Annotated in this window: 8 protein-coding genes and 3 pseudogenes; 5 read left to right on the forward strand and 6 right to left on the reverse strand. The window is 67.7% G+C overall.

Going from position 1 to position 11,041, the window contains the following annotated elements; translation table 11 throughout:
* Nucleotides 1-365: 365 nt before the first annotated feature.
* The gene (locus ACIP4Y_RS37645; RefSeq protein WP_401401439.1) at nucleotides 366-872 is read left to right on the forward strand and encodes a transposase; all 507 of its coding nucleotides are present in this window, start codon (nucleotides 366-368) and stop codon (nucleotides 870-872) included.
* Nucleotides 873-1,024: 152 nt separating this feature from the next.
* Here ACIP4Y_RS37645 and ACIP4Y_RS37650 read toward each other — a convergent pair whose 3' ends face one another.
* On the reverse strand, nucleotides 1,025-3,211 hold the full coding sequence (locus ACIP4Y_RS37650; RefSeq protein WP_401401419.1) for an NACHT domain-containing protein: 2,187 nt from the start codon (nucleotides 3,209-3,211) through the stop codon (nucleotides 1,025-1,027).
* Between the two features lie 153 nt (nucleotides 3,212-3,364).
* On the opposite strand from ACIP4Y_RS37650, the pseudogene ACIP4Y_RS37655 reads away from it, so the two are divergent.
* Nucleotides 3,365-3,613: pseudogene (locus ACIP4Y_RS37655) on the forward strand (transposase); the annotation flags it as partial.
* A gap of 4 nt (nucleotides 3,614-3,617) precedes the next feature.
* On the opposite strand, the pseudogene ACIP4Y_RS37660 reads toward ACIP4Y_RS37655, so the two are convergent.
* Together ACIP4Y_RS37660 and ACIP4Y_RS37665 are read right to left on the reverse strand one after the other, a co-directional pair.
* Nucleotides 3,618-3,887 (reverse strand): annotated as a pseudogene (locus ACIP4Y_RS37660) (hypothetical protein); the annotation flags it as partial.
* A 383-nt stretch (nucleotides 3,888-4,270) separates the two neighbouring features.
* The gene (locus ACIP4Y_RS37665; RefSeq protein WP_401401442.1) at nucleotides 4,271-6,226 is read right to left on the reverse strand and encodes an amino acid transporter; all 1,956 of its coding nucleotides are present in this window, start codon (nucleotides 6,224-6,226) and stop codon (nucleotides 4,271-4,273) included.
* A gap of 253 nt (nucleotides 6,227-6,479) precedes the next feature.
* Here ACIP4Y_RS37665 and ACIP4Y_RS37670 point away from each other — a divergent pair, with 253 nt between their 5' ends.
* Together ACIP4Y_RS37670 and ACIP4Y_RS37675 are read left to right on the forward strand one after the other, a co-directional pair.
* Nucleotides 6,480-6,647 carry a hypothetical protein gene (locus tag ACIP4Y_RS37670; protein ID WP_401401421.1) on the forward strand — a complete coding sequence of 56 codons (168 nt, stop codon included), beginning with the start codon at nucleotides 6,480-6,482 and terminating at the stop codon, nucleotides 6,645-6,647.
* Between the two features lie 66 nt (nucleotides 6,648-6,713).
* Nucleotides 6,714-6,896: a hypothetical protein gene (locus ACIP4Y_RS37675; protein WP_401401424.1), complete on the forward strand. Its 183-nt coding sequence runs from the start codon at nucleotides 6,714-6,716 to the stop codon at nucleotides 6,894-6,896.
* A gap of 1,591 nt (nucleotides 6,897-8,487) precedes the next feature.
* Here the strand turns inward: ACIP4Y_RS37675 and ACIP4Y_RS37680 are convergent.
* The 3 genes and pseudogenes from ACIP4Y_RS37680 to ACIP4Y_RS37690 form a co-directional block, all read right to left on the reverse strand.
* Entirely contained in the window at nucleotides 8,488-8,691 is a 204-nt protein-coding gene (locus ACIP4Y_RS37680; protein WP_358648341.1) for a cold-shock protein, read from the reverse strand.
* A 473-nt stretch (nucleotides 8,692-9,164) separates the two neighbouring features.
* Nucleotides 9,165-9,620, reverse strand: a complete 456-nt coding sequence (locus tag ACIP4Y_RS37685) for a hypothetical protein (protein ID WP_401401427.1) — start codon at nucleotides 9,618-9,620, stop codon at nucleotides 9,165-9,167.
* Between the two features lie 232 nt (nucleotides 9,621-9,852).
* Nucleotides 9,853-9,984 (reverse strand): annotated as a pseudogene (locus ACIP4Y_RS37690) (IS5/IS1182 family transposase); the annotation flags it as partial.
* A gap of 374 nt (nucleotides 9,985-10,358) precedes the next feature.
* Between ACIP4Y_RS37690 and ACIP4Y_RS37695 the strand changes: the two are divergent.
* Nucleotides 10,359-10,754, forward strand: coding sequence for a VOC family protein (locus tag ACIP4Y_RS37695; protein ID WP_401401430.1), 396 nt, complete (start codon nucleotides 10,359-10,361; stop codon nucleotides 10,752-10,754).
* Nucleotides 10,755-11,041 lie beyond the last annotated feature (287 nt).

An 11,041-nucleotide genomic window follows, 5' to 3' on the forward strand; every position in this document is an offset into this window, starting at 1 on the left:
GGGCCGCGGCCGAGGCCCTGTTGGCCGTCCGGAACGGCCGTCGCGTACACGGGCATTCCGTCGATCGACCTGGGTGAGGCCGCTGTAAGCCGAGCCAAAGCCTACGCGACGCAGGAGCTTCAAATCCTTCGCCCAGCTGGGTGCTCGGATCATGGATCAGCCTTTGCCGCAGGCCGAGGAGCAACTCGGCTTCGGTGGTGCGGCCGTTTGCCTGTGCGCCCTGGCCAGTTGCAGCAGCACCGAGCGCACGGCGGGCACATTGACGAAGAGCCCACGCGTGCTCAGAGGAGGGGCCCGGACCCTTGCCAGGCTTGCAAGGGTCCGGGCCCCTCCTCGCGCCGGTGGAGCCCGCCAGGGCGTGACGGATCGTCAAGGGCAACCAGAAGGAGCTGCGCCGACAATTCGAGTCCCGTCCGTGGCAGGACATGCCGCTGCAGGGACGCACCCGCGGCATCGGCCACGGCCGCTCCGAGATCCGCCGGGTCAAGGCCGCCACCGTGAACAGCCTCCAGTTCGCCGGCGCCCGTCAGGCCGCCCAGATCAAGCGCCGTCGCACCGACCGCAAGACTGGCAAGACCACCGTCAAGACGGTCTACGCCGTCACCAGCCTGACCGCCGAGCAGGTCACCGCGGCCCAGCTCGCCGAACTCGTCCGCAGCCACTGGAAGATCGAGGCCCTGCATCATGTCAGCGACACCACCTTCGCCGAGGACGCCTCGCAGCTGCGGACCGGCAAGGCGCCCCTCGATGGCCACCTGGCGCAACCTCGCCATCCGAGCCTCCGCACGGCCGGAGTGAAGAACATCGCGGCCGGCCTTCGCCGCAACGCCCGCGACCCTCGCCGCCCCCTCGCACTCCTCGGCCTCAGATGATCACGAACCGGACGCCACACGACTACGCCGAAGCCCTGGGTCGCCACCCCCGGCGTGGGCGGTAGCTGGCTCCAAGTCAGGCCGACGTGAGCGGCCGGACTTGCCGGTAGGGGGAACTACTGACCGCGTTCTTGAATCGACAATGCGGCTGATCATGGTTGGTGTTGTGCGAGGTGACGCTGGAGATCGAGGTGACGGAACTGGTACACCGCTCCCACCTGTCGCAGTACGCCCCGCCGCTCGTGGGCGTCGGCCAGGAAACTCATAAGACGCCAGGGCACGCGCCCCAGTACCGCCAATCCGATCTGTGCCATCAGGAACTCCAACCACACCGAGCGAACGACTCCGAGCATGAGCCCGAACGGGAGCCCGTACCCGAGGCCCTGCGGGAGTCCGAACTCGAGCGTGGTTGGGAGGCCGGGCCTGTACCCGAGTGCGAGCACGAGCACGAGCATCTGCGCGAGCGCGAGCGCGAGTACCCCTGTGAGCCCGCCCGCGAGCGTCATGACCGAAAAGGTACGGCGGTCCCGAGCCAGGACCGCGCCTGGTCCCACTGCCTTGTCCAGGTCGGGGTGTACCGACCTGAGTCCGCCCATGAACCCGCCCATGAGCCCGGCCGCAAGCGCATTCGTGAGCCCGAGTGCGAGCCCGTAGCCGCGCCCGACCGCGAGCCCATTCGTGACTCCGGTCACCAGCCCGAAACCGAGCCCGGTTGCTAGCCCGAAAATGAGCCAGGATTTCCCTCTCCAGCTCCAGCGGATCCCTGAACTCGGATTTCTTTCTTTGGCGGACGAGGTGATAAACGCCGCCCCCGCTGCGCATGGGAGCCCGAACAGGAGTCCGTTGGTGAGTCCGGCGCCGAGCCCATACACGAGCCCGCTGGCGAGCCCGAACGGCAGCCCGAAGCCGAGCCCGCCCGCGAGCCCGCCGATGAGCCCGGCCGTAAGGCCGACCGCGATCGCTACTCCGTGTTTGGGGAGAGCTTTGGGCAGTTGCCACCAGGCGAAGTTGGGGGTGCCGTCGAGGGTGTGTTGGAGGTGGTGGGCGAGGAAGGTGAGGGTGCGCTGGGCTCGTTCGGTGCTCCAACGGGTGGGGTGATGAGGGTGGGGGCGGTACGCGGCGGGGATGAAGGCGGTGAACAGGTGGGTGTCGATGTGCTCGCGGGTGGGGAAGCGGGCTTGGTCGAGGAGTTCGTCGGGGTGGGCGAGGTCGACGAGGTGCTCGTCAGGGCGGGGGTTGTAGATGGTGCGGGCCAGGAACAGTCCGAGGGGGGTGCTCAGCGCCTGGGAGGCGGGGATGCCGGTGCCCAGCGAGGCATTGACCCGGCTCCAGCGCGCGGCGGCTCCGGTGCCCGGGCCGCCGGCGTCGCGCTCCAGGTAGGCGGCCGCTTTCGCGGGCTCCAGTGGAAGGAGGCGGATGCCTGCGGCTCCGTTCAGGAGCACGGTGGTCCCCACTGGTGGGGTCAGAGCGCGGCGGTACTCGGCGGAGCGGCTGGAGAGCACCAGCGGCTGCCTGGCTGGTAGCGACTGGTTGATGGCGTGCAGGGCCAGGGCGCGCACGGGTTCGGGGAGTTCGTCCAGACCGTCGAGGAGGGGCAGGATCAGCCGCTGCTCAAGCAGGGCGCATGCCTCGGTGCCGGGGCTGGGTTGAGGGGTAAGGGCGGGGGGAGTCTGCAGGGCGGGGTGGTCTCGGATGAGTTGGTCGGCCATCCATGAGTACAGGTCCTGTCTGGCTGGGTCCCATGAGGCCATGTGGAACAGGACCGGGACGGGGCCGCCGGACGGACGGCGTTCGAGCAGGGCCAGGAGGAGGCGGATGAGCAAAATGGTCTTTCCGGCACCGGGCTCACCGAGAACCACCAGGCGGCGAGTGGGTACGCGCTCGAAGACCTCGATGATGTCGCCACCTTTGCCGGCCAGCCCTGTCGGGCTGAGAGCCCACGCGGAGTCGGCTTCGGGGCGCTGGCCGGGCCAGTCCTCGGCCAGCTCCTTCAGGTACGACCACGATTCGACGAGGTCCGCGTCGGCCGCCTCCCATGTGACCGGCAGCGGGAAAGGGTCGTTCAGGCGGCGTAGCTGGGCCTCGGCCTCCCACTGCTGACGTACCGCCTGGGCGAGCTGGTCGGCCACGTCCCCCAGCCGGACGAGTGCTGGCCCGGCATTGCCGGAGCGGGAGTGGAGCACGGTGACTACTGCCACGGGCAGCGCGAGCAGGGCAGTGAACGCGGAAACCACGGTGACCAGAAACTCGACCTTGTGGCCGCTTGCGATGTACCAGGCCAGGAACGCCCCAACGAGGACGACATAGAGCAGTCCGACCTGCTTCAGTACACGTCTCACACAGTGATCATGCGGGACCGTGGACGATGTTCCCGGGATTTGAGTTCGCTGACGCCACCGGAGCCGTATCCGCGGTCGACTCCGGCCGGGGCATGCTGAGCATGCGCTGATCCTGCCACGGGTAGCCCTAGGGGGTGTCTTTCCGATCATCCGATCGTTGGGCGTCCCGTGAGGGATGGGGAGATAACTGAGGCCGCCTGGGTGGTGATGGAGCCGCTGCTGCCGCCGGCAGGCCGCGCCCGGGGCAGATGGCGTGATCACCGCCAGGTCCTTGAGGGCATCGTGTTCAAGTTCCGTACCGGTGTGGACTGGAGGGACCTGCCGGAACGGTTCGGGCCCTGGCAGACGGTGCACGGGCGCTTCGTTCGCTGGGCGGCCGACGGCACCCTTGACCGGATCCTGGTCGCGGGATGTCGCCGCTCCAGGGGAAGCGGGCTGGTTTGCCGGGGCGCGGGTCGTACATGGCCCGGCCGCGGCGCCGAACTGCCCGAGCTCGGTGGCCAGCGCGACGCCGGTGTCGACCTCGTCCTGCATCCAGCCGGTCATGTCGAGCAGCAGGCCGTCCAGCGGGCCGCCGACCCGTTCGGCGTAGCGCCGCGTCGGGTCGCGGGCCGGGCTGGTCGTGGTCGGCGCCGTAGACACGGCGGCGTAGCAGCTGCTCGTCATCACGGTCCATCCGTTCAGCCTGGCAGTTGCCACTGACGGCCTTTTGCTCGGGCACGGCCTGGCCCTGCTCGTCAGGCCGCGAACCCGGCCTTTAGCGAGGACTCCGGCGGCTGCCAAGGCTGCCACGAGCAAGAGCAGGACCTACTCGATCCGCCGGATACGCCGGAAGAGGGCACCGGAGTCCGTCATCGCGCCTGCCTCTCGAGCGACACGCTCGTCCTCAAGCCGTGACCCGGTGACGGCACAGCACTGAAAACGGCCCTGCACGCGCGCGCGTGGAGGGCCGTTTTCCTGTTCCGGCGGCCGGTGACCGGGTCAGCCGCTCGCTAAGCGGTGCACCCCCGACCCGTCGTGGGGAGCCTCAGCCTTTTGCCTGGGCGCGGGGATGAAGGTTCAGCCGCCGACGTGGATGCCGGGTCTGCGGTCCGGGTCGGGCTCGTTGCTGCGGATGATCTCGCGGGTCACGGGGGCGGTGTCGCCGCGGCCGAGGAGGAAATAGCGGAACATGTGCTTCAACGGGCTGCCCTCGGCCCAGGCGAAGTAGCAGTGCGGCCGCACACCGGTGGCGTCCCGCAGGGCCAGCAGGATGGCGGCGATGGCATTGGGCGCCGCCGGGGCCTGGGCACGCAGGATGCGGTAGCCGTCGACCTCGACGCCGTGGACGGTGAGAGTGTCGCTGAAGTCGGACGGGTCGACGACGTCGATCTCCAGGAAGAGCACGTCGGCCAGGCCCGGTACCGGGTTGGTGCCGCGCTGTTCACGTTCCTTGGCCCTGTACTCGGCTTCGTCGCCGGCCTGACGGCGGTTGGCGATGATGTTGAGGGACTCGTCATGGGCGAGGGAGTCGGAGATGAACCGGCGTGCGGTCTCGTCGAAGACGATGCGGTCGGCGCGCAGTTCGGTGGTGCGGGAGATGCGGGAGATCAGCGACACGGTGATGATGCCGATGATGAAGAAGCCGGAGATGGCGATGCCGTCGGGCTTGTCAACGATGTTGGCCACCAGTGCGTACAGCAACACCACGGTGAGCGCGGCGAAGCCTGCGGTGGCTGCGCGTCGGCGGTTGCGTGCGACGAACACGGTGACGGCAAAGGCACCGGAGACCATCATCGCCAGGATGCCGGTGGCGTAGGCGCCGGCCTGCTTGTCAACGTCGGCTTCGAAAGCAATCGTGATCAGGATGCACAGGGCGGTGTAGACGAGGACGACCGGGCGCACCGCGCGTCCCCACTCCGGGGCCATGCCGTAGTCGGGCAAGTAGCGGGGAACGATGTTGATCAAGCCTGCCATGGCGGAGGCTCCGGCGAACCACAGGATGAGGATGGTGCTGATGTCGTACACGGTGCCGAAAGCCTCGCCGACGTGTTCGTGGGCCAGCCAGGCAAGAGCCCGGCCGTTGGCCGCACCGCCGGGCTCGAACTGCTCGTGAGGGATGAGGACGGTGGTCACGAAGCTGGCGGCCAGCAGGTAGACGCTCATGATGAGCGCGGCGACCGTGAGCAGCTTGCGGGTATTACGGATCCGGACCTGGAGCCGCTGTTGCGCGTCGGCGCCGTCGACCGCCACCAGCGGCATCATGCTCACCCCGGTTTCGAAACCGGACAGGCCCAGCACCAGCAAGGGGAACGCAAGCAGCGCCGGGCCCACCAGGTCACCGAAGCCGCCGAGGTCGGTGAGGGAGCCGGTCCACGCCGACCAGGCGTCGGGGGTGGTGAGCACATGTGCCACGCCGACGGCGATGACGACGGCGTTGAGGAGGAGGAAGACGGCCACCAAGGGAATGGCCACCTTGACCGCTTCGCTGAAGCCCAGCAGGAACACCCCGCCGAGGATCAGCAGCAGCGCCACCGTCAGGGCGACCTCATGGCCGTGCAGGGCGGCGGGGAAGAAGGGATTCTCCACCACGTGCACCGAAGCGTCCGCTGTGGACAGGGTGATGGTGATGATCCACGAGGTGGCCACGAAACCGAGCAGGACCAGCACGAACAGCTTGCCCCACCAAAACGGCAGCAGATCCTCCAGCATCGCCACCGACCCCGCCCCGTGCGGACTCTCCCTGGCCACCCTGCGATACATCGGCAGCATCCCCAGCAGCGTCAACGCCACGATCAGCAACGTCGCCAAAGGCGAGACGGCGCCTGCGGCCAGAGCCGCGATCGCCGGGACGTAGGCCAGGCTGGAGAAGTAGTCGACACCGGTGAGGCACATCACCTTCCACCAGGCATGCTGCTCGGCATGCGCCTCTCCAGCCGCCGGCCCCACCGGCTGCACCCGGTGACGCAGCAGCCACCGCGCCGCCTTGCCGTTCGGCTGCGCCCGCAAAGCGGGACTGTCCACCGTCTCCGGCATCACCGGCCGACTCGCCTCACTCATGTCCCCCATGCCCTTCCCAACCCTGAACCGATCACCACGCTCGAGTGCCCTCATGGCACCACAACGATCACCGAGTATGCGCCTCACAGGGGCACCACCCGACACCGGCCTTGTGCTGTGGGGGGTCGAGCACCTCGTCTGGTCTTCCCCGAAGTCGCCCGGGTGATCACGGAGCAGCAGAATCGGGACGTCGACATAGCCGCGGTACGGGAGGCCAGAGCTCAAGAAGATGCAGGACGTGTGGGTGCGGGCGCAGTGCACCCTCTCCGGCAGCCGGACGGTACGGGCGGACACGATCGTGCAGGTCAAGTGGGAGCGGCAGTCGTCGCAGTACCTCACGCTTGTCGTCAATGGCGGCGACGAGGTCCCGGGCAGTCACCTCTTCGCTTACCACTAGGCGCCGCAGCTCCGGATGCAAGGAAGGCACACGCCCGTGAACCACAAGTAGCTTCTCACCGGATCGATGCTGACGCCGGCCGCTCTTGGGATGGCCGTCGCGCCAGCGATCGCCGACGACGAGGTACCTGGTCACTACTCGCAGAACGTTGACATCCGGGACGTTTGCCCGACGATCCAGGACATCGATGTCCTCACCATCGAGGTGCTGGACCAAGCCCGCGCGTTCGAGTGCAACGAGATCCGTTAGCACTCGAAGGTGCACGACGCCTCCGTCCCTGCAATGCCCCTCCCCGGCGACGTCACTGACTGAGCCGAGATCTCAAGGCGCCAGCGGGAGTACGGCTACGTCTCCAACGAGTCGCCGCGGCGTCCGTCTGCTGCTCGACCTGTCGGGCCGTACGCACCAGTTCCAGCACCTCGCGGTGCAGGTCGCCGACGCGCTCGCACAGCTGCGGACGCGTCGGCGACGCTGTTGGTGCGGGGTCCAACTTCAATGACAGACGATCCATGTGAGGCCGCCGCGATCAGCGGGGCGCCCGTACGTTGAGGAGCCGACATGCCCGACACCACGCCGCTCGCCCCGATGCCGCACGCGGCCATCAGCGCCTTCCACTACCTCCCGGCCGTCCAGGCCGGCGACGTCGACGCCGCCCGTGAATTCGCCGGCGCCGAACCGCGGAGCCCGAGCTGCTTGCCGACGTCGCGGCCCGGATCGTCGTCCCGATCACCGCGCTGCCCGGCCCGGCCGCGGGCGAGCCGTGCGAGGACACCTTCGCCCTGGAGGACTCGGGCGCGTCTTCGTGACCTCGCTGCGGATCTGGACGCAGGCCGGGTCGGACACTGCGGAGGGCATCGCCCGCTCGGTCATCGACTTCGCCGCGCAGTTCCTCACCAAGAACCACGACGACGTCGCCGATGTCCTCCGCCGCGTGGGGCAGCCGGGAGCAGCTGGACGTGACGCTGGTGGAACCCGAGCTGGTGGTGGAAGCCAGCGCCGATGGGTGGCTTCGGATGGCCTCCCGCCCCGTCTGATAGGTAAGCCAGCAGCAGGCCGCGGATCTATACAGCCCCGCGCAGATCCGGTTCGCTTGATCCGCTGCACAGTTGTTACGAAAACGCCCGCAGGGGGCGGTGAGCACCAGACCGTGGCGGAGTGATCCGTAACCTCGGCATCCTGCGGACCGCTCCCCCTGCGGAGGGAGACGGCGTCGTCGCTGATCTGCCCGCATCGCCAGCCGCTACGGGATGGAGGCGAAGGTGCGGCGGGCGTGCTGGAAGTGGCGCAACTACCCGCTTGGGCATGGGGGGACGGCGCGCGGGCTGGCGCGGGTGTTGCCGTCCTGGGCGGAAGAGGATGCCAAGCTGCCCGCCGGGGCTGGTGATCCGGTGGGGCTGTGGCGTATCGCCGGCGCGGTGGTCGGTCCGGTGGGGTTCGGCTGCCGGCTGTGCACGGCCCGGCGTAGGGGGGTGGCCGTGCGGATGGGGCGCTACGCGCCGTGGTGGGAGCGGGTGTGTGTGCGGCATGGGCGGCGGTGGCTGCTGGATGCGGCACGCCGATCAGTTCGCCTGCCCGTTACCCGAGCGGCAAGACACCCCGCGGGCGACGCCAAGATCACCTGCCGCGGGGAGGGCTTCGCCGACCGTGCTCGGCGAAGGACGCGAGAGGCCGTCTCCCCAGCCCTCGCCTGCCGATGCCGGCGGGGTACGCCAACGTGCTGACCTGCATTGGTTCTCCGCAGCCGTGATTGGGGGGAGCTCGGACGGGATTTGCGTCACTGGATGAGTGAGGCGGCTGTCCGGTCCGGAGAGCCGCCTCACTCTGCGCTTGTGCTGTCCGCTCAGCCGCGGACGATGTTCTGTGCCTGCGGGCCCTTCTGCCCCTGGCCGATGTCGAAGGTCACATGCTCGCCTTCGTTCAGCTCGCGATACCCGGTGCCCTTGATCTCGGAGTAGTGGGCGAAGACGTCCGGGCCCCCGCCGTCCTGCTCGATGAAGCCGAAGCCCTTCTCGGAGTTGAACCACTTCACGGTGCCGCTGGCCATACCGTCAATCCTTCGTTCATGCCTGGGAACAGCCCGGCAAAGCGGGCATGTTCCGGTTCCGGCTCCTGCCACCGCACGAGCCTGAAGCCGTTGTACCCCTGACCACCCTGTTTATCCGACCGACGACACACCCCAGGTCAAGCTCGCGCGCGGTAGTACCTGCCGCTCCTGGTCCTTCTTCTGCTGCCTTGCCTGGTGGGCATGATCGGCTGCCGGGCTGCAGAGCCTTTGCCGCCATGCGCAGGCTGGCGTCCGATGCCCGGTCTGTGCCACGTTGGACGGACAGCCAGCCTGGTTTGGTAGGAGGCCCCGCGCCGCCCCCGTCGAGCCGGCACGGGATCCGCGAACAGGGGCTCACCCCGGCGCGGTTCGCATCCTGTCGGGGGCGGGGGACGAGTGGCGAGGCCCCGACCTGTCTTGGTAGGGGGTCTCGTCCAGTAGCGGCGCGGGCGGAGTTGCTGCCCTTCGCGGGCTCAACCGCTCTTGTACATCGTGACCGTGAAGCTGACCTTCTTACCGTTGTGGTAGTCGGTGCTGTCCCACACCGAGATGTGAGACCTGTCCTGCATCCGCAGGTGCAGCACCTCATCGGCGTTGCTCCAGTTGTATCCGACGAACTGGAAGTTCGGCTCGGGACTGTCTCCCATTCTCCTGTTTCCCCAGCTGCAGATATGCGACGAGTCGTTCTCGCAGACGGACCAGGCCCTGGCGTACAGGTGGCAGTCCTCTCCCTGCCATACGTCGATACGCTTCAGCCTCGCGTCGGACGAGCGCCACGTTCCGTTGAACCGGCTGGCGGAGCACGAGGCGGCTGCTTCTTTCGTCGAGGTGACGGTGAGCACCACCGAGAGGGAGAGCGTCAGGGCGGCCGTCAAGAGCACGGCCATGATCTGGCGTAGTGGAATGCGGGCAGAAGAGACCTGTGTCATCGTGAACCTCCGATAGCGGGTCGCAGCGCGGGGCATCCCGTCGTCACACGACGCGTCGTCCCCCTCCTCGGGCTGAACGCCACCCATTCGAGCCCGGATCATTTAGCCCTTTACCCCCTGCCTATTCCAGAGCAGCACTCCGCAATCCTGATCGCAAGTCGGCAGGATTTTACATGTCGCGCACGATTCAATGATGAATGCGATCCAAAGTGGATCGGTCAATCGAGCTTCTTCAGCCTTGACGCTCCAGGGTGAGGATGGCTTTGGCGATTGACGTCGTGCGGTTCTCGGTGGGGGTGAGTTCCTGCACGGGCCTGCGTTTGATGCCCGTGGTCAGCCAGGGGCTGCCGCCCTGGTAGGCGAGAGCGGTAGGCGGTGGGTACCTGAACCCCGTTGTCCCGGGCGAGTTGGGCCAGCCGGTCGGACAAGACGCCCAGAGCGCGGGCCCCCTTGCGGGTACCGAGCCGTTCGCGGTGCTCGCGCAAGAGCCGGGCGAGAGTCTCGGCGGTCTCCCTGCCGACGTCGAGTGTTGCGGTGTAGGTGATACTGGTCAACGCGTGCAGCCCCTGGGTTCCGGAACGTGATCTCCGCAGACTTGTTCCTTACCAGGGGCTTCTCGCGTATCTGATGCCGGGTCAAACCCGTCTCTTGGCCCTATTCAGTCAGGAAGATCGCGGATCTGTCGGACGGGCGGCCCAGCCAATACTCTGAGCCCCGTCCGCACTATCTGGGAGAGTCATGACGAGTAGGTTCACCGAGTTAGCCGTTGACTGCCACGATCCGGAGAGGCTCGCGGCCTTCTGGTGCGAGGTCCTGGACTTCAAGGTGATCGACCGGAGCGAGGGTAAGGTCGAGATCGGCTCCTGGGTGCCGACCGTCGAGGATGTTCGGGCCCGCCAGATGCCCCCCACCCTGCTGTTCATCCAGGTACCCGAGGGCAAGACCGTGAAGAACCGGCTTCACCTCGACGTCAGCCCGATCGACGGCAGCACCGAGGACGAGGTGACCAGACTGCTCGGCCTCGGCGCCACCAGGACGGATGTGGGCCAGGGCTCAGACCGAAACTGGGTGGTCATGGCAGATCCCGAGGGCAACGAGTTCGACGTCCTACGCACCCTGGCACCGCGCAACTAAAGCCTGTTGCAGAACGGGATCAACGTTGGTTTCCCGCCGTGATCTGGCCTGCCGCAAACTTCGCTTTGTCCGGTTTCTTGGTGACCAGCGAAGCTAGTTGATCTCGTGTGCGAGGAGCTACGAGATCTCTCAGCCCGTTCGGATCATTGCCGTCGGCAGGTGAGCCTGGGCAGTAATCCACCGGACGCGACCGGCAAGGGGGCGTCAGGCCATGGCGAACTTGGCGACGTACTCGTCGAAGGGCTCGATGCCGATTGCCGCACGGAGTTCGTCCATGCGCTCGGGCT

The sequence above is a fragment of the Streptomyces sp. NPDC088810 genome (assembly GCF_044750305.1).
Lineage (GTDB): Bacteria > Actinomycetota > Actinomycetes > Streptomycetales > Streptomycetaceae > Streptomyces.

Excerpts from the sequence above, each read along its gene's own strand:
- ACIP4Y_RS37665 (WP_401401442.1), bottom strand. The coding sequence starts at position 6,226 with ATGCCGGAGACGGTGGACAGTCCCGCTTTGCGGGCGCAGCCGAACGGC.
- ACIP4Y_RS37685 (WP_401401427.1), bottom strand. The coding sequence starts at position 9,620 with ATGACACAGGTCTCTTCTGCCCGCATTCCACTACGCCAGATCATGGCC.
- ACIP4Y_RS37695 (WP_401401430.1), top strand. The coding sequence starts at position 10,359 with ATGACGAGTAGGTTCACCGAGTTAGCCGTTGACTGCCACGATCCGGAG.
- ACIP4Y_RS37680 (WP_358648341.1), bottom strand. The coding sequence starts at position 8,691 with ATGGCCAGCGGCACCGTGAAGTGGTTCAACTCCGAGAAGGGCTTCGGC.
- ACIP4Y_RS37670 (WP_401401421.1), top strand. The coding sequence starts at position 6,480 with ATGCAGGACGTGTGGGTGCGGGCGCAGTGCACCCTCTCCGGCAGCCGG.
- ACIP4Y_RS37675 (WP_401401424.1), top strand. The coding sequence starts at position 6,714 with ATGCTGACGCCGGCCGCTCTTGGGATGGCCGTCGCGCCAGCGATCGCC.